Origin of the sequence: Desulfofundulus thermosubterraneus DSM 16057 (genome assembly GCF_900142025.1) — a bacterium.
Lineage (GTDB): Bacteria > Bacillota > Desulfotomaculia > Desulfotomaculales > Desulfovirgulaceae > Desulfofundulus > Desulfofundulus thermosubterraneus.
In genome coordinates, this window is sequence record NZ_FQZM01000026.1 from 22,554 (window position 1) to 48,665 (window position 26,112).

The 26,112-nt window shown below is 58.9% G+C and carries 22 protein-coding genes; 18 read left to right on the forward strand and 4 right to left on the reverse strand.

The window, feature by feature from the left end; all coding sequences use genetic code 11:
• Positions 1-290 precede the first annotated feature (290 nt).
• From BUA65_RS10685 to BUA65_RS10700, 4 genes are all read left to right on the forward strand, one after another.
• Complete coding sequence (locus BUA65_RS10685) at positions 291-2,225, forward strand: DUF5693 family protein (protein ID WP_072869613.1); 1,935 nt, start codon at positions 291-293, stop codon at positions 2,223-2,225.
• 218 nt (positions 2,226-2,443) lie between these two features.
• A complete protein-coding gene (gene csaB, locus BUA65_RS10690; RefSeq protein WP_072869590.1) occupies positions 2,444-3,700 on the forward strand; it encodes a polysaccharide pyruvyl transferase CsaB in 1,257 nt (418 codons plus the stop codon).
• A gap of 98 nt (positions 3,701-3,798) precedes the next feature.
• Positions 3,799-5,352, forward strand: a complete 1,554-nt coding sequence (locus BUA65_RS10695; RefSeq protein ID WP_242656308.1) for a phosphodiester glycosidase family protein — start codon at positions 3,799-3,801, stop codon at positions 5,350-5,352.
• Between the two features lie 19 nt (positions 5,353-5,371).
• Positions 5,372-6,484 (forward strand): PQQ-binding-like beta-propeller repeat protein, encoded by a 1,113-nt coding sequence (locus tag BUA65_RS10700; RefSeq protein ID WP_072869591.1) that lies wholly within the window; start codon positions 5,372-5,374, stop codon positions 6,482-6,484.
• Here BUA65_RS10700 and BUA65_RS10705 read toward each other — a convergent pair.
• Entirely contained in the window at positions 6,432-8,300 is a 1,869-nt protein-coding gene (locus tag BUA65_RS10705; protein ID WP_084062305.1) for an FAD-dependent oxidoreductase, read from the reverse strand. The two genes, BUA65_RS10700 and BUA65_RS10705, sit on opposite strands and share 53 nt — an antisense overlap.
• Positions 8,301-8,599: 299 nt before the next feature.
• Between BUA65_RS10705 and fabZ the strand changes: the two genes are divergently transcribed.
• From fabZ to BUA65_RS10735, 6 genes are all read left to right on the forward strand, one after another.
• Complete coding sequence (fabZ, locus tag BUA65_RS10710; RefSeq protein WP_072869593.1) at positions 8,600-9,022, forward strand: 3-hydroxyacyl-ACP dehydratase FabZ; 423 nt, start codon at positions 8,600-8,602, stop codon at positions 9,020-9,022.
• Positions 9,023-9,197: 175 nt separating this feature from the next.
• Positions 9,198-10,265 carry a glycosyltransferase family 4 protein gene (locus tag BUA65_RS10715; protein WP_072869595.1) on the forward strand — a complete coding sequence of 356 codons (1,068 nt, stop codon included), beginning with the start codon at positions 9,198-9,200 and terminating at the stop codon, positions 10,263-10,265.
• Between the two features lie 69 nt (positions 10,266-10,334).
• A complete protein-coding gene (galU, locus tag BUA65_RS10720; protein ID WP_072869597.1) occupies positions 10,335-11,204 on the forward strand; it encodes a UTP--glucose-1-phosphate uridylyltransferase GalU in 870 nt (289 codons plus the stop codon).
• 74 nt (positions 11,205-11,278) lie between these two features.
• The gene (locus BUA65_RS10725; protein WP_072869598.1) at positions 11,279-12,220 is read left to right on the forward strand and encodes an SDR family oxidoreductase; all 942 of its coding nucleotides are present in this window, start codon (positions 11,279-11,281) and stop codon (positions 12,218-12,220) included.
• 307 nt (positions 12,221-12,527) lie between these two features.
• Entirely contained in the window at positions 12,528-13,265 is a 738-nt protein-coding gene (locus BUA65_RS10730) for a YetF domain-containing protein (RefSeq protein ID WP_072869600.1), read from the forward strand.
• Positions 13,266-13,599: 334 nt separating this feature from the next.
• Entirely contained in the window at positions 13,600-15,018 is a 1,419-nt protein-coding gene (locus tag BUA65_RS10735; RefSeq protein WP_072869601.1) for a phosphoglucomutase/phosphomannomutase family protein, read from the forward strand.
• Between the two features lie 240 nt (positions 15,019-15,258).
• On the opposite strand, the gene BUA65_RS10745 is transcribed toward BUA65_RS10735, so the two are convergent.
• The 3 genes from BUA65_RS10745 to BUA65_RS10755 all read right to left on the reverse strand — a co-directional run bounded on the left by BUA65_RS10745 (position 15,259) and on the right by BUA65_RS10755 (position 16,174).
• Positions 15,259-15,405 (reverse strand): YvrJ family protein, encoded by a 147-nt coding sequence (locus BUA65_RS10745; RefSeq protein WP_013824351.1) that lies wholly within the window; start codon positions 15,403-15,405, stop codon positions 15,259-15,261.
• A gap of 180 nt (positions 15,406-15,585) precedes the next feature.
• A complete protein-coding gene (locus BUA65_RS10750; protein WP_072869603.1) occupies positions 15,586-15,819 on the reverse strand; it encodes a DUF2922 domain-containing protein in 234 nt (77 codons plus the stop codon).
• A 130-nt stretch (positions 15,820-15,949) separates the two neighbouring features.
• On the reverse strand, positions 15,950-16,174 hold the full coding sequence (locus BUA65_RS10755) for a DUF1659 domain-containing protein (protein WP_072869604.1): 225 nt from the start codon (positions 16,172-16,174) through the stop codon (positions 15,950-15,952).
• Between the two features lie 276 nt (positions 16,175-16,450).
• Between BUA65_RS10755 and metK the strand changes: the two genes are divergently transcribed.
• From metK to BUA65_RS10795, 8 genes are all read left to right on the forward strand, one after another.
• Positions 16,451-17,641, forward strand: coding sequence for a methionine adenosyltransferase (gene metK, locus BUA65_RS10760; RefSeq protein ID WP_072869605.1), 1,191 nt, complete (start codon positions 16,451-16,453; stop codon positions 17,639-17,641).
• 146 nt (positions 17,642-17,787) lie between these two features.
• Positions 17,788-18,276: a hypothetical protein gene (locus BUA65_RS10765; RefSeq protein WP_072869606.1), complete on the forward strand. Its 489-nt coding sequence runs from the start codon at positions 17,788-17,790 to the stop codon at positions 18,274-18,276.
• A gap of 67 nt (positions 18,277-18,343) precedes the next feature.
• Positions 18,344-20,032, forward strand: a complete 1,689-nt coding sequence (locus BUA65_RS10770) for a sensor domain-containing diguanylate cyclase (RefSeq protein ID WP_072869607.1) — start codon at positions 18,344-18,346, stop codon at positions 20,030-20,032.
• Between the two features lie 34 nt (positions 20,033-20,066).
• Positions 20,067-20,969 (forward strand): ComFC family protein, encoded by a 903-nt coding sequence (locus tag BUA65_RS10775; RefSeq protein WP_072869608.1) that lies wholly within the window; start codon positions 20,067-20,069, stop codon positions 20,967-20,969.
• Positions 20,970-21,334: 365 nt separating this feature from the next.
• Positions 21,335-21,673: a P-II family nitrogen regulator gene (locus BUA65_RS10780; RefSeq protein ID WP_072869616.1), complete on the forward strand. Its 339-nt coding sequence runs from the start codon at positions 21,335-21,337 to the stop codon at positions 21,671-21,673.
• 97 nt (positions 21,674-21,770) lie between these two features.
• Positions 21,771-23,195 carry an ammonium transporter gene (locus tag BUA65_RS10785; RefSeq protein ID WP_242656307.1) on the forward strand — a complete coding sequence of 475 codons (1,425 nt, stop codon included), beginning with the start codon at positions 21,771-21,773 and terminating at the stop codon, positions 23,193-23,195.
• 263 nt (positions 23,196-23,458) lie between these two features.
• Positions 23,459-24,361 carry a molybdate ABC transporter substrate-binding protein gene (modA, locus tag BUA65_RS10790; RefSeq protein WP_072869609.1) on the forward strand — a complete coding sequence of 301 codons (903 nt, stop codon included), beginning with the start codon at positions 23,459-23,461 and terminating at the stop codon, positions 24,359-24,361.
• A complete protein-coding gene (locus BUA65_RS10795) occupies positions 24,348-25,598 on the forward strand; it encodes an RNA-guided endonuclease InsQ/TnpB family protein (protein ID WP_072869610.1) in 1,251 nt (416 codons plus the stop codon). Before modA ends, BUA65_RS10795 begins: the two co-directional genes overlap by 14 nt.
• The last annotated feature ends 514 nt before the right edge of the window (positions 25,599-26,112 follow it).

Here is a 26,112-nt window from a genome sequence, read left to right on the forward strand (position 1 = left end):
CCCACTTCGCGTACGCCACTGCCAGCCAACGCACGTTCCATCGGAGCTTTCTCCTACCGGGCCAGCCCCTGCCCTTTCCCGGGAACATCCCGGGAGAATGAAAGGTGAACATCACCTGATATTAGTTTATATCATGCAATATTGGTTGGCAATACCTGTTTTAGGTAATTATCAGAAGATAAAGAAGCTGTTTTCCACCTCCTGCAGCTCCCAGCAGTGCACGCAGGAGGCTCGTAACTTAAGGGCCCCCTCCGGGGAACAATTTGCCTGTGCTGGAGGTCTGTTATATTATGAGACAACGCTGGTACCCCCTGTTGCTGGTGTTTCTGTTGCTGGCGGGTGTGATCGCGGCCGGCGCGGCCGCCTGGCAGCGCTACCGGGTGGAGGCCGGTTTTCGCACCGTGGAAGTGGCCATGCCCTACGAGGATCTCAACACCCTGGCCCGCCTGTCGGGACGGGATACCCTGGAAGTGATGCGCCTTTTCCGGGAACGGGGGCTGACCACCGTGCTCTTTAAAGAGCCCACGGCGGACGAGCTGCGCCGTGCGGGAGAAATAGCGGTGATGACCGGCCAGGAGCTGCAATTAATGTCGCCCCCCTGGCTGGGGCAGCTGCGGCGGGGGGGCGGAATAGCCACCCAGGATACCTACCTGGTCACCTCCCGGGAGGAAACCTTCCGGCACCTGCTCGCCCAGCTCCGGGCAAAGACATCCGGGGCTCAAGGCTACCGGCCGGCGCCGGGGATTTACGTGGTACGCACCCCGGCCGATCCCGGCCTGTTGTCACAGCTGGGCCTCGGTTTTCCGGACGGCCCCCTGCAGGATACCGCCCGGGCCGGGTTGCTGGCCATGGTTCAGGTGCGCAGCTGGCCCGGGGCCACCGCCCGGGGGATTGAGCAGGCCCTGGCGCCATTGAAAGAGATTCCCAACCTCTCGGTTCTAGCTTTTAATGACGACACCCTGCCCGGCTACCCGCAGAAACTGCGGGCGCTGGCCCAGGTGGTGGATCAGCTGGGCGTGCCGGTGGCCCAGATTGAATTCTTCCCCCAGAAAGGTCTTGAGCAACTGGGGCTGTTGCTGGACAAGGATGTGGTGCGCCTGCACAGCATTCCCCCCAGGGATATGGGCCGCTACACCCCTGCCGAAGCACTGGAACGCTACAGGCTGGCCGCTGCCGAACGCAACATGCGGGTACTGCTGGTGCGGCCCTTTCCAGGGGCGGGAGCCCGGGACGTGCTCCAGGAAAACCTCGATTATATAAGCAGCCTGAAAGAGAGTTTGCAGCAGGAAGGCCTGGTGGTGGGGCAGGCTTCCACCCTGCCGGCCCTGCCCGTCTCCCGCGCCAATCTCTTCGTCATGGGCCTGGGGGTTATTGCCGGTGGCCTTTTGCTCGCCGGGCGCCTGGGTTTGCGCCGGGGGGAAATATGGCTTTTGCTCCTGGCGGTGGCGGCCTGGGCCGGTCTTTTAGCGGCGGCTCCATCTCCGGCGCGCAAGCTGATGGCCTTGGCGGCGGTCATTATTTTCCCCAGCCTGGCTATAATTACCAATGTGCGCGCCCGGGGTGCTCCCGCCCTGGAAAGTGCGGGCATGCTTTTGCGTACCACCCTGGCTTCACTGTTGGGTGCACTTTTTACCGTGGGCCTTTTGACGGATGCCGGGTTCATGCTCAAGCTGGACCAGTTCAGCGGGGTTAAGCTGGCCCACCTGGCGCCGCTGTTGCTGGTGGCAGGGGTGTTTTTCTTCCTGTCCGGCCCTGCAGAACCCTTTGGAAAGCGCCTGGAGAGGACGTTGAACCAGCCGGTGCTGGTCAAGTGGGCCGCCCTGGCCGCATTGCTCCTGGCGGTGCTGGCCGTTTATCTCGTGCGTACGGGCAACGAAGGGCAAATGGCCACCTCCGCCCTGGAGCTGAAGTTCCGGGGATTCCTGGATGCCGTCCTGGGAGTGCGCCCGAGAACCAAGGAATTTTTGCTCGGCCACCCCGCTTTAATGCTGTTGTTTTACACCGGCTACCGTGACAACCGCTTCCTGCCCCTGCTGCTGCTGGGGGCCATCGGCCAGGTCTCCCTGGTGAACACCTTTGCTCACATCCACACGCCGCTTCTGGTTTCTCTAATGCGGCTGGTCAACGGCCTGTGGCTGGGGATCCTGGTGGGCCTGGCGGCCATCCTGGTGGTAAACCTGGCCCAGCACTGGTGGCGCAGGTTCTCCCCGGGGGATAGTCAGTGACCCCGGTTGGATGCGGCCCAGCACTCACCCAAATATGATTCTGTTCCCGGCGTTACAGGTTTAATTGACACATCAGGTTTCGGGAAAAGCCAGTAATCCCAGTGAGTGCTGGGTCCTCGTTCACTCCGATGCTTCGCGCCGACAGCACCGCATCCTTGTCATAACGGTTTTTCATATACTTCCAGCAGAATAACTCGGGTGAAAACGGGGGTGTAGTTATGGCGGCTGGTGAAGGGCCGGTGGTAGCCATCTCCGGTTACTACGGTTTCGACAACCTGGGGGATGAGGCGGTCCTCTACAGCCTGCTGGAGGCTCTGCGGGAGGCGTACCCCACCGTCCGCCCGGTGGTCCTTTCCCATGCCCCTGAAAGAACCAGTGTTCTTTATGGCGTAGAGGCGGTAAACCGCTGGCGGGTAGGGGAAGTCTACCGCGCCCTCACCAGAGCCGATTTGCTGCTCAGCGGCGGGGGCAGCCTGTTGCAGGATGTCACCGGCCTCAAAAGCCTGGTTTACTACTTGGGGGTGGTCTGGCTGGCCCGGCGCCTGGGCAAGCCTGTGGTTTTCTACGCCCAGGGCATCGGCCCCGTAAAAAGCAAAACCGGCCGGCTGTTGATGCGCCTGGTGGCCAACGATGTCCAGCTCATCACCGTGCGGGACGAAAATTCCGCCCGGGACCTGGCGGAAATGGGGGTAACCCGGCCCCCGGTGGAGGTTACCGCTGACCCGGTGCTGGGTCTGGACCCGGCCCGGGCGGATAGGGAGAAAGGGATGGAGATCCTGGAAAGGATGGGTATTCTCGAACCACCGGTTAGCAGTGATCAGGGAGACAAACTTCCCGATCAGGGGGATAACTCCCGCCCTTTGGATAAGGGAGGAACGGTTCCCGGTGAAGGAGGAGCTGTTTACGGGACACCCGCACCTGTGGTGGGAGTATCGGTGCGGGAATGGCCCGGTTTTGGGGAGAAACAGCAACGGGACCTGGCCCGGGTGTGCGACGACTTCTGCCGCCGGGGCTACCGGGTGCTTTTCATCCCCCTGCAATACCCCGAAGATCTGACCGTGAGCCGGCAGGTGGCCGCCATGATGCGGGAACGGGCAGCCGTTCTGGACCGGGGGCTGACCGTTGGTGAGGCAGTTTCCCTGGTTGCCTGCCTGGAGCTGCTCATCGGCATGCGGCTGCACGCCCTGATCCTGGCGGCGGTGATGGGTGCGCCGCTGGTGGGAATAAGCTACGACCCGAAGATTGACCGTTTCCTGGCCCGGCTGGGGCTCAAGCCCGCCGGAGAGGCCACCGGCCTTGAGTACACCGCCTTGAGGCGAGCAGTGGATGAGGTTCTGGCCGATCCTGCCGGGTTCCGGGCCAGGCTCGCCCGGGTGGTGGGCCCTTTGAGGGAGCGTGCCCGGGCCACCGCCCGGCTGGCCGGCGCATTAATGGAAGTTGGAGGTCGGAACTCGGAAGTTAGAACAATTGATTAGTTAAATTCGCCCCGGGCGAAAAATTTTTTGCCCCTTCGCCCTGGAAAAATTACGAAGGCGAGGCATTGTTTATCTGGGAGGTAATTCTGTTGATTGGTGTGAAAAAATTAATCGCCATCCTGCTCGGGGGGGCCTTTCTCTGGGGCAGCATGGCCGCCTTTGCAATTCAACCGGTCGTGGCGGATAGTGCCGCCGCCGGTTCCCAGGCCGTACAGGCCACGGTCGTGGGCGGGCCGGCACCGCAACCCCTGGTTGCCAGGCCGCCTGCCGGCCAGATCCAGATCCTGGCCCCGGGCGTCCGCTATTACCCCATTTCCGGCCGCACCTGGCAGGGTGAACCCCTGAAGGGGCATGTGGTGGAAGTAGACCCCGGCCAGGCCCTGCTGGAGGTGCGGGTGGCAGTGGGCGGCGACGCCCTGGGCAAAAAGGAAACTCTTAGCCAGCTGGCTGCCCGCCATGGGGCGGTGGCCGCCGTAAACGGTGGATTCTTTGATCCCTCCCGGGGACACCCCATCGGCAGCCTGGTCCAGGACGGCCAGCTCCTGGCCACCTCCGAAATTTTGCGGACCTCCATCGGTATCACCGGGCGCAACCAGGTCCATTTTGGTTACTTTGCACCGCGGGTGACGGTACATTTCGGAGGGGCCGAGCCCCTTGCGGTGGCGCGGGTTAATACTTCTCCCGCACCAGACAGCATTACCCTTTATACCCCGGCCTGGGGTGAGCGCGCCGGTTCCGCCGGTGACGGTCTGGATGTGGTGGTGCGCCCGGAGACAAAAAAAAGCAACCGGTACATAGTTTCGGAAATTGGTTATGGGGGCAGTCCCATCCCGCGGGACGGGTATGTACTCACTTTCCGGGGTGAAGCGGTTGGCGAAGCTGCCGCCCTGGCCACGAGCACCCCGGTAGAACTGCAGTTTGACTGGGGTTCCGGTTGGGAGGGACTGAAGCACCTGGTTACGGCCGGGCCTCTTCTGGTGGAGGAAGGGCAGCCCGTGCTGCAGGCCGTCATGGAAGGGTTCCGGGGCAGCGTTCTGGAGCCGGCTCCCCGCACGGCCATCGGTATAAACAACAAGGGTCAACTCCTGCTGGTGGAGGTGGACGGCCGGCTAAAAGGTTGGAGCGCCGGTGTCACCCTGGAGGAATTGGCCTACCTGATGACCGAGCTGGGAGCAGTGCGCGCCGCGGCCCTGGACGGGGGCGGTTCCAGCGGCCTGTGGGTTAAGGGCCAGCTGGTCAGCCGGCCTTCGGAGGGCGGGGAGCGGGGACTGGCCAACGCCATCCTGGTGCTCCGCCAGGTGCCGGTTTACCTGAACGGCAAGCGCCTCTTCTTTGACGTGCCTCCCGTAGTGGATAAGGGGCGCACCCTGGTACCCATGCGGGGGATTTTCGAGGCCCTGGGGGCCACGGTGCACTGGGATGAAAAAACCAAAACCGTCACCGCCACCCGTGGAGGGCGCATGATCAGCCTGACCCTGGGAAAGGGAGAAGCTCTTGTTAACGGCAAAACGTTGCCCCTGGACGCTCCAGCCCGGGCGGTGGAGGGACGTACCATGGTTCCCCTGCGTTTTGTGGGCGAGGCCCTGGGGTCTGTAGTTACCTGGCAAAACGCTCCACCAGCGGTAATGATTGAGGCAAAATCTGTTGATTAAATGAAAGGTGAGGATCACCATGACCATAAGGGCAAATAAGTTCCTTGCGGCCGCTATTGCCATATGTCTGGCCGCCGCTACCCTCCTTCCCCTGCCGGCCCTGGCCCAGGAAGTGGCGGTGGAGGTGGATTACCGGGACGATATCACCGTTAACCACCCCTACTACGTGGAGCAACTGCCCGGCGGAAACCTGCTCATGACCCGGGTGGGACACCAGTCCCCGGCGGTGGTGGAAATCACCCCGGCCGGGCAGGAGGTCTGGTCTTATCAAGGCGTACAGGCCGCTGTGGCCCGGCGCCTGACCAGCGGCAATACCCTCATTGCCGATTCCGGTGCTCCGGGCTACCCCTTTGTGCCCCGCGTGGTGGAAGTGACTCCTGCCGGCAAGGTAGTCTGGGAGTACCGGTTGCCTTCACTGGCCGCCGCACCCCGCTATGCTCAGCGCCTGCCCGGCGGCAACACCCTGATCACCCTCTCCTACCGGATCATCGAAGTGACCCCGGATAAAAGGGTGGTCTGGTCCTACGGCTGGGGCAGGCCGGTGCCGCCCGGCACGCCGGGTCATCTGGCCAACCCGGTGCAGGCCGTCCGGCTGCCCAACGGGCACACCCTGATTGTGGACCAGGGCTTTACGGGGGGGCGGGTGCTGGAAATCGACGCCAGGAAACAAGTGATCTGGCAGGTGGGGGACGGCACGTACAACCCGTCGCCCGCCTCACAAGGAACCGTGCAGGGAACAGCGGGGAGTAATGAAGAGCAAAGCAGCCAACCGGAAGTTCCGGGTTTGGCCGGGTCAGGTGCCGGTACTACCCCGGCGGTCGATACCGTTCCCCGGGCAGTCAGGCTCAAGCGCCCCACGGGTGTGCTGCGTCTTGCCAACGGGAACACGCTCATTGCCGATGCCGGCACTTCCACTCTGCTGGAAGTGGCTCCGGACCGCCGGGTTGTCAACTCCTGGTCCTGGAGGGGTGCGCTGGCCGGCCTGCCCGTGATGAACCAGTGGCTGGTCACTCCCGTGGACCAATCCAGGGTGATCGTACCCCTGACGCTGACCAGCTCCAAATCCCGCGTGCTGGTGGTCACTTCTCCAGCCTTGCTCCCAGACGGCGCAGAGTTTGCTGTACCCAACTAATCTGGGCGGGGCCGAAGCGGGCCGGCGCCTCGCCGTACAGGACGGCCCGGGCCGCTGCCGCCCCCGCCGCATCCCCGAGCACGCATAAATTGGGAATAACCCGGATTTCCGCCCAGGCCAGGGAGGAAGCCCCGGTGGCATACCCCGGCACCAGCAGGTTCTCAACCTGGGGGGTGACCAGCATGCGGTAGGGGAGGTAAACGGGGTTCTGCGGCTCTCCGCCCTGCTGCTTCCAGTCGGGGCGTACGGTTCCCGTAACCGGCCAGGTGTACGCGCCGTTTTGTTTTAAATCGCGGTAGGTGTAGGCGTTGATATCCATGGCGTAATAACCCAGGCCGATGCGGGTGGGGTAGTTGGCCGCATCTGCTGCTGGCGAGGGCATCCGGGAATGGTTTGTGGATATTTTTCCAGCACCGGTTTTACCGGTCCGATTCCGGGTGTCCGCCCGGCCGGACCCGTTCCCCGCCCCCTGGCAGGCCCTGGCCGTCAGGGCATAGTTTGTGTTCTCCGTCCCATGGCCCACCCTTTCCGCATCCAGGGGCAGGTGGATGGTTTCCCGCAGGTAGAGAATATCCCCCACCACTGGCTCTCCCCGGCTGTCCCGCACCAGTTCCGCTCCGGCAAAACCATAACGTTGCCCCGTGATAGGGTTGACTGCGGAAAACTGCCGCAGCGCTTCCATAAAGTCCGGGCTTTTCAGCATCTCCCTTGCTTTTAGCCGGGCGGTGTCCACATCCAGGTAATCTTCACGCACGGCGGGATAGCGCGCCGTGCCCCGGTCCCGCAGGCAGGCCCGGCCGTCCACGTTGAAAACCACCAGGGCGTTCACCCACCACTGGGAGCTGTCCCGGCCGTCAGAGGCGGCATTTAACGGCTTCAGGGCAAAGCCTCGGGGGGCGTGGCGTTCATTAAAGGCCCTTACCACCGGGTTTTCCCTGAAGGTGCGGCTTCCGCCGGCAATACCCAGGCCGCCCCGGGGGTCGCGGATAAAGGTCAGGTCCCCCACCCTGAGCACCCTTCCTGCTTCCGGGGGGGGTACTTTCACGCCCCTGACCTTGAACATCAGGGTGGCCGCCTGCTGGCGGGCCGGTCCTGCGGTGGCGGTGCCCGGCAAGCCCCGTTCCGACTCGTCGAGGTATTCTGCCGGCCAGTCGAAGCGCCCGCTGGTGACGGTTACCCCTGCCAGGCGCGTCAGACGGCCGTCGTCCGAGGCGTCCACAAACACCCGCCCCCTTACCCGGCGCACACCGCTGCCCCAGCGGGTTACCCCGTTCCGGTCCGGGAAAACTTCCCGCAGAACTAGCCGGGCAATGCGCCGGGGGTATCCGGTATAATCTACCGCTTCTATATCGTGGCACCAGAGAATAGAGATATTATCGTGTGCCGCCAGGTCCGCCCGCAGGAGGGTAGCCATGGTTCCCGGGTGGTAAAACTGCCCGCTCTGGCCGTACCAGCGGGCAAAAGAACCTTCAGCCACCAGTTGCCCCCGGCAGTGCCAGATGTCAAAAAAGTTCTGCCCGCCCGTGGTGCCGGTACTGCCCAGGGCCGGTACGGGGTCCGGCACCACCAGCAGGATGGACTTGTGCGGGGCGGCCAGAGCGGCGATGCGGGCTGCGGCGCAGCCGGCAAAACTGCCGCCGTAGATCACGATGTCGTATTGTTCTACCCTGCCGGTTACGCCTGTGTCATGCCGGGCGGCAAGCAAGAAGAGGGATAGGAGAAAAAGGATTGGCAAAAGGAATGCAAAAAAGCGGTCGCCGGCAAAATGCCACAGCCGGTAACCGTTTTCATGCAAGAGCCAGGTTTTGTTGTTCATACCATTGCCACCTTGTCGTAAATTTTTTCCGGCAAAAGGGTTGGTCGGGAGAAAGACTCCTATGGTATAATATTCCTGTTTTAAGCTCGAAGCTTTAGCGTAGTCCGCTTGCAGTCGTTCGCTCCGGACCCAGCACTCACTAGCATATCAGGTCTTCAAAAACCTCGTGTATCAATTAAGCCTGAAATACCAAGAGCTGAGTCGTATTCTGGTGAGTGCTGGGCCGCATCCGTGTCAAAGCGATTTTACTGAAATATTTACGGAAAGGAGTGTCACACCGGCTACAGCCGGGAAAGCGCATGCTAGACGTACGGTCGATACAAAAAATTCTCCCCCACCGCTACCCCTTCCTGCTGGTGGACAGGATTCTGGAGGTGGAAGAGGGAAAGCGGGCCGTGGGTATTAAAAATGTAACCATCAACGAGCCCTTTTTTGCCGGGCACTTCCCCGGTCACCCGGTGATGCCCGGGGTGTTGATTATTGAAGCCATGGCCCAGGTTGGGGCGGTGGCTCTCCTGAAAATGCCGGAGTTTGCCGGAAAGCTGGCTCTTTTTGCCGGTATCGACAAGGCCCGGTTTCGCCGGCAGGTTGTGCCCGGCGATCAGCTGTACATTGAAGTTCAGATTCTCAAAATGCGGGGGGGCATCGGTAAGGCCGCGGGGCGGGTCATGGTGGGAGACCAGCTGGCCGCAGAGGCGGAACTCATTTTTGCCGTAGAATAGGGAAGATAATCAAATTTTCCTTGAGCAGGCAATAAGTTAAAAAAGCTTGTCCAAATTCCTCCGTTCCCTATTTATCACCCTCCGGCATCATATAGCGCAGTTTGTAGTTATATAGTTCATAATGGTACAATACCTCTGGTACTACGGGTTATTGTCGGTTGCGGAGGGATAGAAGTTGGTTAAAGTGTGGCTGGGCCTGTTGCTGGCGGGCGGGATCACCCTGGTGACAACTCCCTGGGTGCGGCGGCAGGCCTTTCGCTGGGGAGCGGTGGACCGGCCCAATGCCCGCAAGGTGCACAGGGGGATCATGCCACGTTTAGGTGGTCTGGCGGTATACGCCGGTTTCGTTACGGCCGTTCTGGTCACCATGCAGCCCACCCCCAGCCTTTACGGGCTGCTGCTGGGGATGACGTTGACCTTGCTCCTCGGTGCCCTGGATGATATCCGGGGGCTGTCCCCCCGGGTGAAGCTGGCCGGGCAGGTGGCTGCGGCCTTGGTTCTCCTGCCCCTGGGCGTGCAGGTATATTTTGTCACCAACCCATTCAACGGCCATATTATCGACCTTGGGTGGCTGAGCATTCCTGTTACCGTTTTCTGGGTGGTGGCCGTTACCAACGCGGTCAATTTAGTTGACGGGTTGGATGGTTTGGCCGGCGGCGTTTCCTGCATTGCCGCTTTAACTATGGCGGTGGTGGGCTGGACACAGTGGCAGGTTTTTGGTGCCGCGGGGCAGCGGGAAATAATCATGCTGGCCTTACTGCTTGCTGCGGCATTGCTGGGTTTCCTGCGCTACAATTTTCATCCGGCTAAAATCTTCCTTGGTGACTCCGGCTCCATGCTTTTGGGTTATACCCTGGCCGTAATGGCCATCATGGGCTTGACCAAGAGTGTAACTGCCGTTTCGGTGCTGGTGCCCCTGGTTATTCTGGGCATCCCCCTGTTGGATACCTTCTTTGCCGTATTGCGCCGCTACCACAGGCACCGGCCCATTTTCCAGCCGGATAAGGAGCACCTGCATCATCAACTGCTGGCCCTGGGACTTTCCCACCGGCAGGCCGTCCTGGTGATTTACGGCATCAGCGCCCTGCTAGGGGCCAGCGCGGTGATATTGAACCTGGTGGCTACCGACCAGGCCCTGGCCCTGCTGGTCATCCTGGCCGTTGTGATCATTGCCGCGGCAAACAAAGTGGGCGTGATTGGTAGAGCTCCTGAGAAGGATCGACAGATGTCGAGCAGGTTATAGTTTGTGTCATAGTAGCGGTCCTGCCGGGTTGGAGGACCGCTTATTTTACACAGATGGGGGTGTTGCTCTATGCGTATCCGCAAGGCTATCATTCCGGCGGCCGGTTTGGGTGTACGTTTTTTGCCGGCCACCAAGGCCCAGCCCAAGGAGATGCTGCCCATAGTCGACAAGCCCACCATCCAGTACATCATTGAAGAGGCAGTGCATTCAGGCATTGAAGATATTCTGATCATTACCGGCCGCCATAAGCGGGCCATAGAGGATCATTTCGACAAGTCTCCAGACCTGGAGGAGCAGTTAAGGGCCAGGGAGAAGCTGGGGCTGCTAGAACTGGTTCAGGATATCAGCGAAATGGTTGATATATATTACGTGCGGCAAAAGGAACCCAGGGGCCTGGGCCATGCCGTATACTGCGCCCGGAAGTTCATCGGCAACGAGCCTTTTGCCGTACTTCTGGGCGACGATATCGTGCGCAGCAGGACGCCGTGCTTGAAACAGCTTTTAAACCTCTACGAAGAAATGCCCGGCATGATCCTGGCGGTGCAGGAGGTGCCCCCGGAAGATGTCGGCAAGTACGGGATCCTGGACGCCGAGCCCATCAGGGAAGGCGTTTACCGGGTGCGGGATCTGGTGGAAAAACCGGCCCCCGAAGAGGCCCCCTCCCGCCTGGCCATCATGGGCCGTTACATAATTGACCCGCGTATCTTTGATATACTGGCCGAAACACCCCCCGGGGCGGGCGGGGAAATCCAGCTTACCGACGCCTTAAGGGTGCTCTGCCGGGAGCAGCCTGTGTACGGCCTGGCCTTCAAAGGGCGGCGCTTCGATGTGGGAGATAAGCTGGGCTACCTGAAAGCCATGGTGGAATTTGCCCTGGAACGCTCGGATCTCGGTGAAGAGTTTGCGGCCTATCTCAAGGAGATTGCCCGGACCCTCTAAGGGCCCGGCAGGTACGGGAGCCAGTTGCAAAGGCCGGCTCCTGTTTGGTTCACTGAAGACGAAAGGAGTTAATCATGCGGGTTCTGGTTACCGGCGGTGCCGGTTTTATTGGTTCTCATGTGGTGGAACAGCTGGCGGCTTGCGGAGCAGACGTTGCGGTGCTGGATGATCTCTCCCGGGGGAGCCTTTCCAACCTGCACCCTGCGGCCAGCCTCTATCATGGAGATATCCGGGACGAAGAGTTTGTGCGGGAAACCCTGGAGCAGTTCCGGCCCCGGGTGGTCATTCACCAGGCGGCCCAGGTGGACGTTCAGGCCTCCCTGGACGATCCCGCCCGGGACGCCGCAGTAAACATTGGCGGCACCATCCACCTGCTGGAGGCGTGCCGGCGCACCGGGGTGGAAAAGGTGATCTATGCCTCCTCGGCGGCTGTTTACGGGGATCCCCTCTACCTGCCTGTGGACGAGGAACATCCCGTTCGCCCCCTGGCAGGGTATGGCATTTCCAAGCATACGGTGGAACACTACCTGGAAGTTTACCGGGGGCTTTATGGGCTGGATTACACCGTGCTGCGCTACGCCAACGTTTACGGCCCCCGGCAGGACGCCACCGGTGAGGGGGGTGTGGTGGCCGTTTTTGTCCACCGCCTGCTGCGGGGTGAAGCTCCCTGCATCTTTGGGGACGGCGAGCAGACCCGGGATTTCGTTTACGTGGGGGATGTGGCCGCGGCCAACCTGGCCGCCGTCAAAAAAGGCAGCGGCCGGGTGCTTAATGTGAGCACCGGCCGGGCCACGTCGGTGAACGATCTATTCCAGCTGCTGCAACAAATTACCGGGAGCAAAATAAAAGCCCGCTACTGCCCGCCCCGCCCGGGGGACATCCGCCACAGCTATTTATCCTGCGACCTGGCGCGGAAAACCCTGGGCTGGCAGGCCCTCACGGACCTGGCTGCCGGTTTGAACTTAACCGTGGAGTGGCATAAAAAAGAAAGGCGCCTATTTATGAGCGGTTCTTGAGCTCCTGTGGCTGAGCGGGGCCTTGCTTTTCCGGCTTTGTCTAACCTGCCGGAGATATTCTTCAAACATCTTTTGTCTCTTTTCAAGCTGTTTAAGCAGTTTTTGGCTGTTCATGCATTACACCCTCCCAGGGGGTATTGTTACCATAATATGGTTGAATTATACCCCGTTTGCAAAGTGTTCCCGGATGTCCCGGCCTTCAAATGGAAGTTGGAGGTCGGAAGTCGGAAGTTAGAACAGAGGTATAAATTCCCTGACCCCCGGTAAACTAAGGCCTGTAAATTAATACAGACGGAGGGAAGGGAAGATGAATCCTTATTTACAAATTCTCATCCGGGGTATCGGGGCCTTTCTGGGGGTGCTGGTGATCACCCGGGTGGTGGGTAAAACCCAGGTGGGCCAGCTTACGGTAGCAGACTTTGTCAATGCTATTGTGATCGGCTCCATTGCTGCGGCCATGGTTACGGATTTAAAGGAAAACGGCTGGTATTATGCCTTCGGCCTGCTGCTTTTTGGCCTTTTAACGGTTATTTCGGAGTATGCCTCTTTAAAATACCGCCCCCTGCGCAAGTTGATTGAAGGCGAACCTACTGTAGTCATCCATAACGGCAAGATCCTGGAAAATAACATGAAAAAGTTAATTTACAATGTGGATGACCTCATGATGCAGCTGAGGGAAAAAAATGTATTCAATATTGCCGATGTGGAGTTTGCCGTGGCCGAGCCAAACGGAGGGCTAAGCGTGCTGTTGAAGACTCAGAAGCAGCCCCTTACCCCCGGAGATATGCAGATCCCCACTAAGTATCAGGGCATTCCCTCGGAGTTGATTGTGGACGGTGTAGTAATCCAGCAAAACCTGAAGCAAAACAATCTGACCGAGGACTGGCTCTACCGGGAACTGGAAAAGCAGGGCGTCAAATCGGTCAAGGATGTCATGTATGCCAGCCTGGACTCGGAAGGCAAATTGTATGTGGACAGAAAAGAGGACACCATGCAGCATGTAACCGATATTACCGACAAGCTTCCCGGCAAAATGCCCCAGTAGACACCCATGACGCATTCAGCGCCACAAACTGAGGGTGAAAATGGCCGCCGTTTTGTACGGAGCGAGCGACATCGAGCCAGCACTCAACCCAGCAATCAACAGACCTGAAAGACATTATGTTTAGCCGCTCGTCATTTGAAATCTGCTGAGTGCTGGGCAAACTTAGCGAGACCGAGGGCGGAGGCGGAGCTGAGGGCATGGATGCCGGGAATGGAGGTTAGAGGTCGGAAGTCGGAAGTCGGAAAAGAGGTAGGAATTCGCGCAGCGAATTCCTACAGCAGTTCCGGCCTCTGACATCTGACTTCCGACGTCCGAATTAGAGGGGGGACTTAACTTGGCAACCAAAATTTCCTTCGGTACCGACGGCTGGCGGGGTATTTTGGCCCGGGATTTCACCTTTGATAATGTGGCCCTGGTGACCCGGGCGGTGGCCGATTACCTTGAAGCCCACCATCTGGCCGGACAAGGTGTGGTGGTTGGTTACGACAACCGTTTCCTGTCGGAACAACTGGCCGCCACCGTGGCCGGTGTTTTCACCGGGCGGGGTATTCCCGTCTATCTTACCGGAAGGGCCACTCCCACCCCGGTTACCGCCTTTGCCATTAAGGAGCACCGGGCCGGGGGGGCCGTAATGCTGACGGCCAGCCATAACCCGCCCGAATATAACGGTTTTAAGTTTATCCCCGAATATGCCGGGCCGGCCCTTCCCCATATTACCCGGGAGATAGAAGATAATATTCACCGCCTGCAGGCAACCGGGGAACACGAAGGCGGGCAGGCTGAACCTTCCAGGGACGCTGCTCAAAAGATCGACCCCCGGCCTGCTTACTTCCAGCATATCATAAAGCTCATTGATCTTGACGCCATCAGAAAGGCCCGATTAAGGGTTATCGTGGATCCCATGTACGGGGCGGGGATCGGTTACCTAGAAGATTTTCTGGCTGATGAGAGCGTCCAGGTTGAAGCAATCCATAACCGGCGGGATCCCCTTTTCGGCGGCAGCCTCCCCGAGCCAACCGGAAAATCCCTGGGGGAGCTGCGCTCCCTGGTCCTGGAGCGTAATGCCCATCTGGGCCTGGCTCTGGACGGTGATGCCGACCGTTTCGGCATTATTGACCGGGACGGCACCTATATCGCACCCAACCTGTTCCTGCCCCTGCTGTACTATCACTTGCTCCAGACCCGGGGTGAACGGGGGCCGGTAGCGCGCACCGTAGCCACCACTCATTTGCTGGACCGCCTGGCCCGTGCTTTTAATCAAGAAGTTTACGAGACGCCCGTAGGCTTTAAGTACATCGGCCAGCACCTGCTGGAGAAGAACTGCCTTTTAGGGGGCGAAGAAAGCGGAGGTTTGTCCATTCGCGGGCACATTCCCGAAAAGGACGGCATCCTGGCCGGGCTTCTGGCTGCGGAAATGGTGGCCGCCCACGGCAAAAGCCTGGGCGACCTGGCTTCCGAGGTTTGGTCCCGCTTTGGCCGCCTGTACAGCGAGCGTCTGGACGTACATACTTCAGCGGAAGAAAAGGAAAGGGTCCTGGGGTTGTTGGAGGATTTCTATCCTCCGGAAATTGGCGGTTTGAAGGTGGAGCGGCGCATTGCCGTGGATGGGACCAAACTGGTGCTGGAAAACGGCGCCTGGGTGCTGGTGCGGGCTTCGGGCACCGAGCCCCTTTTCCGTATTTACGTGGAGGCCAGCACTGAAGAGGAGCTGCGCCGGCTCCAGCAGGCCGCGCGGAGCATGCTGGGGCTGTAGGAGGGCTGCTAATATAAGCATTATGGAAGGCAAACCGGGCAATCTTTAGCCCGGCTTTGCTCAATTCCGGCACGAACCGACGCTACCACCTTTGCAGTCATGGAACGCCTGGTAATAAGCAATGCTTTTGCTTTTGATCGCCATTTCATTCAGTTTGGCTTTGATCTGTACGGGATGGAATCTTAATGGCGAAGTGCTGACGGTAAAAGTGAGTGGCTCTGTATTTTCTGGCCGGGCTTGCTACTTCCGCAGGGCGTTCACCGCCTGGGCAAGCCCGGCGATGCTGGCGGCCAGGTTCTCCAGCTTGGTTTCAATGCGCACCAGCAGGTAGGCGGTGACCACAATGGGAAAACCCAGGTTGCCTACTGCCTGCAAAATGGTTTCCACAAGGCAGCACCTCCGGATATGAAAAGTGAGAAGTGAGAGGTGAGAAGTGGGATTAAGAAGGTATTCGGCTAAAGCCGAATACCAACCTTAGAATCCCTTCTTACGTCTTCCAAAGTTTGTGGCTCGGGGAGGCCGGCCCCCGGCAGTGTTGCCGGGGGCCGGGATGTTGAAGGGGATGGTTTAGGCCGGGTCGTACAGGTCGTTGGTGGTGCGGTCGATGATCTGCACATCCTGCTTGGATACCAGGGCACCGCCGCCGGTGAGAAAGACGTTCCTGCTGATGATCAGGTCCATTACGGCTTCGATTTCAGCGGCGGTAACGTTGTCCCGGGGGTTGTCCAGGCTGATGGTGAAGTTGGAGCCGCTTTCGTTTTTAAAGACCATGCGCAGGGTCTGGGTGGTGGTGACGGCCACGAAAATGCACCTCCTTGTTGTTCTGGCCGGCTTTTAGCCGTACCAGGGGAACCTGCCTTCTGAAATCGACAGGGGGATCAACGGGCGGGGCCTGTATCCAAACCGGCCCCGCCTCCCTATGCGCTAACGGTTACACCTGTACCAGGCGGGCGCTGTCAATTCGGTTCACGCCGGCCAGGGGGTATTCCTGGAGCCCGGCCAGGGCCTGGGCCACATCAAAGAGATCCTGGTCGGCGGCATCGGGGCGCACGTTGTTCAGGTTTTTGTTGCGGTAGACCGGGTTGCCCTCCCCGTCAACCCCGGTTTGCAGCACCAGCCGCAGGACCGTGGTGCCGGGAACCTTGCTCACTGCCATATAGTAAAACACCTCCTTAAGCTTTAATCGAACACGTGTTCGAGCGTTGGCTTTATTATATCCCGGGCAGGGGGTACCGTCAAGGCCAGAAATTGTCAACATGTGTCTAATTTTGGAGCAGTTTTATTCGGGGCATTTCCTGTATGCCAGAATATGGTTGGGCTGCTCTGTTGCCGGTTTTTCAAGATTAAATATCGATTTAATTTGACACTATTAGGGCTATTTGCTAGAATAGTCGTGGCAGTTTTTGCCCTCAGGACATGGAGGTGGGTTGTCATGGCCAGGAGGCTGTTTACTTCAGAATCAGTTACCGAAGGCCACCCGGATAAGGTGGCCGATCAGATTTCCGATGCCATTCTTGATGAAATTATTGCCCGGGACCCGGACGCCCGGGTGGCCTGTGAAACGCTGGTCACCACCGGCTTGATTCTAGTCGCGGGAGAGATTACCACCAAATGCTATGTGGACATCCCCAGGGTGGCCCGGGAAACGGTGCGGGAGATTGGCTATACCCGGGCCAAATACGGCTTTGACTGCGACACCTGTGCGGTGGTCACTTCCATTGACGAGCAATCGCCGGATATTGCCATGGGTGTGAACAAGGCCCTGGAGGCCCGCTCCGGGGAGATGAGCGATTCGGAAATTGAAGCCATTGGTGCCGGGGACCAGGGCATGATGTTTGGTTTTGCCACCAATGAAACGAAAGAGTTCATGCCCCTTCCCATTGCCCTGGCCCACCGGCTGGCCCGCCGGCTGGCCACGGTCAGGAAGACCCGGGAACTGCCCTACCTGCGCCCCGATGGCAAGGTGCAGGTGACAGTGGAATATGAAGGCGACCGGCCGGTGCGCATTGATACGGTGGTCATTTCGGCCCAGCATCACCCTCGTGTTCCCCTGGACCAGATCCGGGAAGACCTGATCGAAAAGGTTGTCCGGCCCATTATACCGCCGGAACTGCTCAATTCCACCACCCGTTACTTCATTAACCCCACCGGCCGTTTTGTCATCGGCGGTCCCCAGGGGGATACGGGTCTGACCGGGCGCAAAATTATTGTGGATACCTACGGCGGTATGGCCCGGCACGGCGGCGGATGCTTTTCCGGAAAGGACCCCACCAAGGTGGACCGTTCCGCCAGCTATGCCGCCCGCTACGTGGCCAAGAACATCGTGGCCGCCGGGCTGGCCGATAAGTGCGAGGTGCAGCTGGCCTACGCCATCGGCGTGGCCCGTCCGGTGTCCATAATGGTGGATACCTTCGGTACCGGCAGGGTCAGTGATGAGCTTCTGGTCAAGCTGATCCGGGAACATTTTGACCTGCGCCCGGCCGGAATCATCAAAGCCCTGGATTTGCGCCGGCCCATCTACCGCCGCACCGCCGCTTACGGCCATTTCGGCCGCACTGACATCGACCTCCCCTGGGAGCGCACCGACAAGGCCGAGATCCTGCGCAAAGAAGCGGGAGCGTAGCAATATGCTTCAAAATAGCCTGCCGTTTGCACGGAGCGAGCGCGTGCAAACGGCAGGCAAGTATCTGAACATTGTGTTTCCCCTTTCACCCCCTTTCACCCCCGTTCGCGGTCCTGCATATGGTGGAGCAGGAGCGAATACGTGGGGTGATTGACATGCTGGTGCAGTTTCTCCTGGCGCTCTGGCTGCTGTGGCTTGTGCTGGTAGTGGTGAAGGTGTGCCGCCTGGTTCTGGTTAACCGCCGTTATGCCGGGCAGAGCCGGGGAAAGCTGGTGTTGTTCTTGAGCAACCAGGAGCGGGCGTGCGAGGGGTTTTTGCGCCGGCTGGCCTTTGGGTGCGCACTTTTGTTGCCCCGGGTGGAAATGGCCGTGGTGGTGGATGAACACAGTTGCGACGACACCCTGGGTATTGCCCGCATCCTTGGCCGCAACCTGGGCTTCCGTACCCTGCGGTCTGATGAGGCCGCCGGTGAGGAAAAAGCCAGCCTTTCGGCCATGCTTGCTCGCCTGCCGGGGGAACCCCGGAACGGCCTGGTTGGTGGGAAAAGGCCGCTCTGGTATTATGACGCTCGGGGATTACAGGGCCGGAGCCTTTTGCGCACGTCCGTTCTGCGGCAGGTGGGCCTGGCGGCCTGAAGAACGATAAGGAGGTAATCGTTTCTTTTTGTCGAAATAGACTCTTGAGGTGAGGAGTTTGAAGGGGATGCGTCGCATTACCCACGTTGCCTACACCTGGCTGGTCATCGGCCTGGGTGCGTGGGTCCTGGCGCGCCTTTTTTCTTTTCTGGACCTGGATTACGGCAGGCATTTCCTTGTTTTCATCGTCCTGGGGGTAGCTGCCGAGTGGTTGGCAGTGAACTTTCCCCACGGCCAGATGTCGGGGGGTTTTGCTCTGGTTCTGGCTACCTTTATCCTTTTTGACGCGCCGGCGGCTGCCTGGACCGGGGCCCTGGCCACCTTGATCAGCCAGGGCATTTTGCCCCGGGGCAACCCCCTGCGGACCGTTTTTTTCAATGCCGCCCAGCATGTGCTGGCGGTGATGGCCGGAAATTACGTTTTTCACCGGTTGGCCGGCCCGGCCGGCGACCGGTTTACGGTGGAATTGGCTGCCGGCCTCCTTGCCTTTTCGGGGGCCTACTTTCTGGTGAATCACCTGCTGGTCTCTTTGTATGTTGCCCCCAGGAGATCCCTTCACCCCCTGCATTCTTGGTGGGATGCCCTGCGCTGGGACGGTTTTACCTGCCTGTTCAGCATTCCCACCGGGCTGCTCATGGCCTTTATGTACCGCGAAGCAGGGTTGTCCGGCGTGATTCTCCTATTCCTGCCCGTTCTGGTGATACAGTTTGTTCTGCGGTTGTACGTGCATATGGAGCTGGCCAACAGGGAATTGCTAGCCCTCTACTACGTGGCCCGGGGATTGAACCAGAGGCTTGATGTGCAGGAAATATTGGATCTGGTGCTTAAGGAAACCCGCCGGGTGGTATCTTATCACAGCGGGGTGATTTACTTGTGGTCTGAGGAAAAGCGGTATTTAGAGGCCCGGGCGGCTGTCGGTCCTTTCAGGGATAAATTACACAAGAGCGTGGTTTTTTCCGGGGAGGGTTTTACCGGCTGGGTCGTAGAAAACGGTGAGCCGGAAATTATTTGCGATGTGCGGGAAGATCCCCGGGTCCGGCACGAACCGGGATTGTTCCAGGTACTGCGCTCCTTAATGGTTGTTCCCATTTCAGCCGACACAAGGAGGGTGGGTGTTCTGGTTATCGGGGATAAACGCCCCTTTGCCTTTAATGAAAACCACCTGCACACCATCTCCGTCATTTGCGGCCAGGCGGCGGTGGCCATTGCCAACACCATTTTAATGAAGCGCCTGGAGGAAAGTGCCAATACCGACGGTCTGACGGGCATTTACAATCACCGTTACTTCACTTACCGGGCCGATGTCGAGTACCGGCGCACCCGGGATGCCGGGCTGCCCCTGGCGCTGATCATGCTGGATGTGGATAATTTTAAGCTGATCAACGACCGCTTCGGGCACGTGGCCGGGGATGCGGTGCTGGTGGAACTGGCCGGGCTCCTGCGGGATGCCGTGGGTGAGGCGGGGGTGGTTTGCCGGTACGGTGGCGAAGAATTTGCCGTCCTCCTGCCTGGCTTTGATCCCGCCCAGGCTGGCACCCTGGCCGAAGAACTGAGGCGGCTGGTGCGGGAACACCATTTTCCGGTGGAGGGCATGCCACGGCAGGTACGGATCAGCCTGGGGGTGGCCGTTTGTCCCCGGGACGCGGTGGATGTAGGCACTCTGGTACAGCGGGCCGACCAGGCCCTTTACGGGGCCAAAAAAGCAGGCAAAGATCGTGTGGTGTTGTACGAGCAGTTGGCCGAACTGCCGCGGTAGTGAGAAGTGGGAGGTGAGAAGTGGGAAGTGAGAAGTGAGAAGTGAGAAGTGGGAGCTGATCGGGGTGCACCGTCTTTTAATCCCCTTGCGGGAACTGTGGAGCGATTTTCTGGACCTGTTATTTCCCCCGTCCCGGGGGTGTCCCCTCTGTGGTGCCGCGGCGGAAGATGGAGAGCTTTGCTCCAGGTGCCGGAAGATGTTTTTAGACAATAGAATGCCGGTTGGCTGTACTATTTGCGGCTGCTTTCAAAGACCGTCGGGAAAAAGAACCGGCACCCCTGGTGAGGAGCCCGGGGGGTCTCGCGGTGGGGATCTTGTTACAACTTCCCGGGCCAACGGCCGGGGCGGTGCTCCTTCCCCGCACCTGCTTTGCCCCCGGTGTGAGTCCGGGCGCCCTCCCTTTAACGCAGCCCGGGCCGCCGGTCCCTACGAAGGCGTGTTGAAGGAAGCTATCCTGCGCCTGAAGTTTCGCCGGGAGCGGGGACTGGCCCGTCCCCTGGGGCTTTTTCTGGCCGCGGTAGCTCGGGAACTGGTCCCCCCTGGAACGCTTCCCCTGGTGGTCCCGGTGCCCCTTTCCAGGAAGCGCCTTGCCGCCCGGGGGTTCAATCAGGCCGAATGCCTGGCCCGGGAGCTCTCGCTGACACTGGGCTGGCCTCTGGTGCCGGTGCTGCGTAAGGTGCGGGAAACTCCTCCCCAGACCGGCCTGTCCCGCGCGGACCGCTTGAGCAATTTATCCGGTACCTTTGCTGTTGTTCCTGATGTTCTGCCGCCGGGGCGGGTGGTTCTCCTGGTGGATGACGTATTCACCACCGGCTCAACCGCCCGGGAATGCACCAGAGCTCTTCTTGCATCAGGTGCGGCAGCGGTCTACGTGGTCACAGTGGCCGCCCCTTTTTGTTCGCGGAATTCGACAGCGGGTCTACCGGAGGATGCATAAATACAACCCAATGCGACAAAATTTTCGCTTACCAACAGGTTATCCAAATCCGAAGGGGTTGTCCGGTGGGTTATTAACAGGCTTATCCACATTATCCACAGCTTTTTCGTCCACAGGAGACTTTTCCACAGGTATTATTCGACATGCCGATCCGGGTTGGACGGTGCGGGGTGTTGTCCGTGCGCAGTATTTGTATATCGTGCTGTCCCACCTTGTAATATGTCCCTTAATGGTTTAAAATATATGGTGGAATTATGGTACAATGCTGTATCAACCGGGCCGATGAAGTCCCAGGACAGTATATTTTTACGTCTTGGGGCTTTCTTTTTTCCGTGATGCAGCGCCAATCGAGGGGGATTGTGCTGGTGAAAAAAATTGAAGCCATCATTCGACCGGCCAAACTGGAAGCGGTCAAGGAAGCCCTGGGGCGTTTTGGTATTCACGGTATGACGGTCAGCCAGGTGCTGGGTTGCGGGCTGCAGCGGGGGCGGGTGAGCATTTACCGGGGCCATGAGTATAGCATTAACTTGTTGCCCAAGGTAAAAATAGAAATTGCCGTTCCCGACCGGTGGGTGGATGAGGTGGTCCGGATTATTTCTGATGCCGCCCGGACGGGCGAAATAGGAGACGGCAAGATTTTTATCTACCCGCTGGAAAATGCCCTGCGCATAAGGACCGGCGAGGAGGGGGAAGAAGCATTATAAGCCCGTCGTTAAAAACAGCAGGGCTTTCCACTCCTGTTTTATTGATGCGTTTATTTGGGTCAAACAAAAATTGCATATGTCCGCAGAAGGACATTTTATGAGCGATGGTGCTCTGTGGGGATGGGTCATCCCCCGGGGCACTTTTGTTTTAAAAGGGAACGGGCCGGAGCGAGGGTGCCCGTTCCGGGGGAGGGTTTTTATGGAGGTCAATCTTTCCATCCTGGCTACAGGCCTGGATACGGTTTGGGTACTTTTGTGCGCTGCGCTGGTTTTTTTCATGGAGGCAGGATTTGCTTTTTTGGAGGCCGGCTTCATCCGGGCGAAAAACTCCATGAACATTGTGATGAAGGTTTTCACCGACTGCACCATCGGCATGCTCAGTTACTGGGTTCTGGGCTTTGCAGTCATGTACGGACTGGATAAAGGCGGCCTTTTCGGTGGCAGCGGATTTTTGTTGAGTGGAGGATTTGAACACCTGCAGTTACGTATACCCCTGTATGCCTACTGGCTATTCCAGGCGGCCTTTGCCGTAGCCATGGCCTCCATTGTTTCGGGGGCGGTGGCCGAACGGATGAAGTTTGGTCCTTACCTGATTTTTACCGCCCTGGCTGCGGGGTTGATTTACCCGGTGGCCGGGCACTGGGTGTGGGGCGGCGGCTGGTTGAGCGAGCTGGGTATGCTGGATTTTGCCGGGTCGGCCGTGGTGCATGCCCTGGGTGGCTGGAGTGCCCTGGCGGCGGTTTTGCTCCTGGGGCCCCGCGAAGGGAAATATAACCCCGACGGGACGGTGAATGTGTTGCCGGCCCATAACATGCACCTGGCCTTTCTGGGCACCTTTATCCTCTGGTTTGGCTGGTTTGGTTTTAACCCGGGCAGTTCCCTGTCCGGTCTGGATTTGAACATTGCCCGTATTGCTGTCACCACCAACCTGGCCGCAGCAGCCGGCGGGACGACGGGCATGTTATTTACCATGTGGAAATACGGCAAGGCCGATCCCAGTATGGCCATGAACGGTGCCCTGGCCGGTTTGGCCGCCATTACCGCTGGGACGGCTTACGTGACGCCGGCAAGCGCGGTGATTATCGGCAGTGTGGCCGGTGTGCTGGTTGTACTGGCGGTGGGCTTCTTTGACCGGGTGCGGGCGGACGATCCGGTGGGGGCCATTGCCGTACACGGTGTGAACGGTACCTGGGGTGCGCTGGCGGTGGGCCTGTTTGCGGAAAAAGGCGGCCTTTTTTACGGTGGAGGATTGCATCTTTTAGGCGTGCAGGCTCTGGGAGTGCTGGCAGTTTCCCTGTGGGCCTTTACGGCTACCGGGCTGGTGTTTTATCTTCTGAGAAAGACCGTGGGCATCCGGGTATCGGCCAGCGAGGAATTGGAGGGGCTGGATATTAACGAACACGGTATTCCCGCTTATGCCGGTCTGGTGGCCGGTTCCCTGGGTGAAGTGGGGGTAGATGAGTTTACACCCGACACCACCTGTGCTCCGGAAGTGGTGAGCAGGGCGGCTGTACAAAAGTGATATTCTTCCCGGGTTTCTTTAAAAGGGTATTGACGCCCGGTTCCGTCCCGAATATACTGTGATCAACTAAGGGTACAGGGGGTATCTACCGGGCAGGGGCGCTTTTGACGGGATCCCGTTAAAAGCCGTTTTGTCATGCACAACAGGTCATCCAAAGGTGGAAAGCAGGCAAAGGCGCTTTTCGAAAAGAGCGGTCTTTTCGAAAAAGCGCCTTTTTGGTTTACCGTATCCTGTGGTTAAAAAATGAATGGAGGGCGGAGAAAGTGAAGAAGCCAGGTGGCATATTGCTGTTAGTGGCTGGTTTGTTGATCGGCGTGGTTTCCGGGTGTGGTACCCCCGGGGCTGAGCAAAAGACTTCACCTGCCCCGGAACTCATGGTTTTTGCCGGCGCGGGTCTAAAGGATGCCCTTCCGGAGGTGGCGAACCTCTACCTTCAGAGCCACCCAGGAATCAAAATCTCCTTTAACTTTGCCGGGTCCGGGACGTTACAGAAGCAAATTGAACAGGGGGCGCCGGCCGACATCGTTATTTTCCCCGGCAAAAAGCAGATGGATACCCTGGAAAAGGAAAGTTTAATCGACAAAGCCACCCGCAGAAAGATCCTGGCCGATAAACTGGTGATCATTACGCCGAAAGAAAGTGGAAAGGTGAAAGATTTTGCCGACCTCGCTTCTCCTGGCGTCGGCAAGGTAAGCATTGGTGATCCGGACATCGTACCGGCAGGAGAGTGGGCGAAGGAAACGCTGGTTAACCTGGGGTTGTGGGATAAGGTGAACGCGAAACTGGTTCTGGCTAAAGACGTGCAGCAGGTAAAAACATACGTAGAAACGGGAAACGTGGACGCGGGCCTGGTTTGGCGGTCTACCGCCGCAACTTCGTCCAAAATAAGGATTATGGAAACCATGCCGGATCACCTGCACATTTCCCTATCGGCTCCGCTTACGGTGGCCCCTACCGGTATTGTCCGGAAACTCAAAAACATTACCGCCAACAAAATATTCTCTGCCTTTCCCGGCCTTAAGAAAAAATACTTCTGGGGCAGCGGGATGTGGAGCAGAGGCTACTACATCGGTACAGCCGGTAATGTAAGCGCCGAAACTATCCGCAAATACATCGAAGCTCAAAAATCATTCCGGAAGGAGGTGAAACCAGGTGAGCCGCTGTAAAAACAATGCGGTCAAGAAACTGAAAGCTCATTCCCCGGAGCAAGCCGTAGACATCCTGGTGGAAAAGTTTCCCCTGCACCTTAACCCGGAGCAAACTGCTTTAGCCCGCAGCCTGCAAATGGAAGCGGCCAAAGTCTGGAACGCCGCCTGTAACATCCACCGCACCATATACGGCAGGTATGGTTACTGGCTGAGCGAAGGTGCAATTAAAGCGCTGCTCAAAGGCAAATACTGCCTTCACTCCCAATCGGTGCAGGCCGTGGTGGAAACCTATTTCGAGTGCTGCGAGCGTACCAGGGAATTGCACGAGCGAGGCAATACCGGCTGGAGGTACCCCTACCGCCGGAAAAGGTTTTTCACTGTTACCTGGAAGGAAGCAGCTATTACGCATAAAGGGCGTATATTGAAACTTTCCAACGGTTGGGGCAGAGAACCGTTGATTGTTAAACTCCCGCAAAGGCTTGCCAATACCGCAATCCTGCAAGCGCAACTGGTCTGGCACCGTAATCAATACTGGCTGCACGTAACGGTGGAGAAACCGGTTCTGTTAAAAGTTCAGGGCAACGTTTGTGCGGCCATCGACCCGGGCGAAGTGCATGCCCTGACCATCACCGACGGCGAAGAAGCGTTGGTGATCAGCGGCAGGCTGCTCCGTTCGCTCAACCGTTTGAGAAACAAGGTGCTGCGGCAGTTGCAACGGGCCATTTCCAAAACGAAGAAAGGCTCCAGGAAGCGCAGGAAACTCCTAGCTAAAAAATACCGGTTTCTCAACTGGATCGAGCGGCGGATAGAACATATTCTGCATACCGTTTCCGCCCGGGCTGTCCGCTGGTGCCTGGAAAGGAGCGTTAAAACGGTTTACATCGGCAACCCGGAAGGTGTGCGCGAAAAGGACTGCGGCAGACACCACAACCAGCGCATGGGCCAATGGGCCTTCGGCAAGCTGCGCGATTTGCTGGCATACAAGCTCAAGCGTCACGGCATAGAGCTGATTCCGGTGGATGAGCGTGGCACCTCCGGTACCTGCCCGGTATGCGGGGAGTACACCAGACAGACCGGGCGCGTATACCGGTGCGGCAATGCTTCCTGCGGGTTTACCGGGATTCACCGGGACGTGCTGGGAGCCAGCGGCATCCTTGACAAAGCTTTGGACGGGAGTTTCACCAGGGGCCGCAGGCTGCCCGGGAAAGTGGAATACCTGCGGCCGCAAGTGCTGGCGCCGCAAAAAGCAGCCTGACGTATCTACGATGAGTAGTAGACGCCCATGGACCGGGCCTTCCCGGCAAATGCCGGGATGTAGCTCACGAGGAAAGCGTAAGACCTGCGCTTTAGCAGGCAGCATTCCGATGACATGACCCAGCACTCAACACCCATCGCAACACTTGACTTCTAAGTGAGAACTTAATTTGGGTGTTGAGTGCTGGGGGGACGAAGCCCCCGGGCTTGTCCCGGGGGAGGTTCACGTGCGCCCGGCATGGGCGTTAACTTGGTGGTGAAAGTCCACTGCAGGCGAGGCAGCACGAGTCTGCTAGCCAAAGGCAAGGGTGTCCATCGCGAGGTGGAATCCGAAGGAAGCCGGAGGCAAAACCACGGCCCGATGAACAAGAACCCCATAAGAGGCTAAGCCGTTCGGATGAGCTGGCGTGACACAGCGAAATCCCAGGCTGCCAAGGGACGGCGGAGTATATGGGGCGGGCACGGGGTGAAGGTTAACGCTCTTACCCGGGGAGGCCTGCCGGATAAGCCAGGCA

Bases quoted from the DNA above. Each gene is read 5' to 3' on its own strand.
- BUA65_RS10785 (WP_242656307.1), top strand. From the start codon at position 21,771: ATGAGCGATGGTGCTCTGTGGGGATGGGTCATCCCCCGGGGCACTTTT.
- BUA65_RS10755 (WP_072869604.1), bottom strand. From the start codon at position 16,174: ATGGCAGTGAGCAAGGTTCCCGGCACCACGGTCCTGCGGCTGGTGCTG.
- BUA65_RS10700 (WP_072869591.1), top strand. From the start codon at position 5,372: ATGACCATAAGGGCAAATAAGTTCCTTGCGGCCGCTATTGCCATATGT.
- metK (WP_072869605.1), top strand. From the start codon at position 16,451: ATGGCCAGGAGGCTGTTTACTTCAGAATCAGTTACCGAAGGCCACCCG.
- fabZ (WP_072869593.1), top strand. From the start codon at position 8,600: ATGCTAGACGTACGGTCGATACAAAAAATTCTCCCCCACCGCTACCCC.
- csaB (WP_072869590.1), top strand. From the start codon at position 2,444: ATGGCGGCTGGTGAAGGGCCGGTGGTAGCCATCTCCGGTTACTACGGT.
- galU (WP_072869597.1), top strand. From the start codon at position 10,335: ATGCGTATCCGCAAGGCTATCATTCCGGCGGCCGGTTTGGGTGTACGT.
- BUA65_RS10730 (WP_072869600.1), top strand. From the start codon at position 12,528: ATGAATCCTTATTTACAAATTCTCATCCGGGGTATCGGGGCCTTTCTG.
- BUA65_RS10705 (WP_084062305.1), bottom strand. From the start codon at position 8,300: ATGAACAACAAAACCTGGCTCTTGCATGAAAACGGTTACCGGCTGTGG.
- BUA65_RS10770 (WP_072869607.1), top strand. From the start codon at position 18,344: ATGCGTCGCATTACCCACGTTGCCTACACCTGGCTGGTCATCGGCCTG.
- BUA65_RS10725 (WP_072869598.1), top strand. From the start codon at position 11,279: ATGCGGGTTCTGGTTACCGGCGGTGCCGGTTTTATTGGTTCTCATGTG.
- BUA65_RS10685 (WP_072869613.1), top strand. From the start codon at position 291: ATGAGACAACGCTGGTACCCCCTGTTGCTGGTGTTTCTGTTGCTGGCG.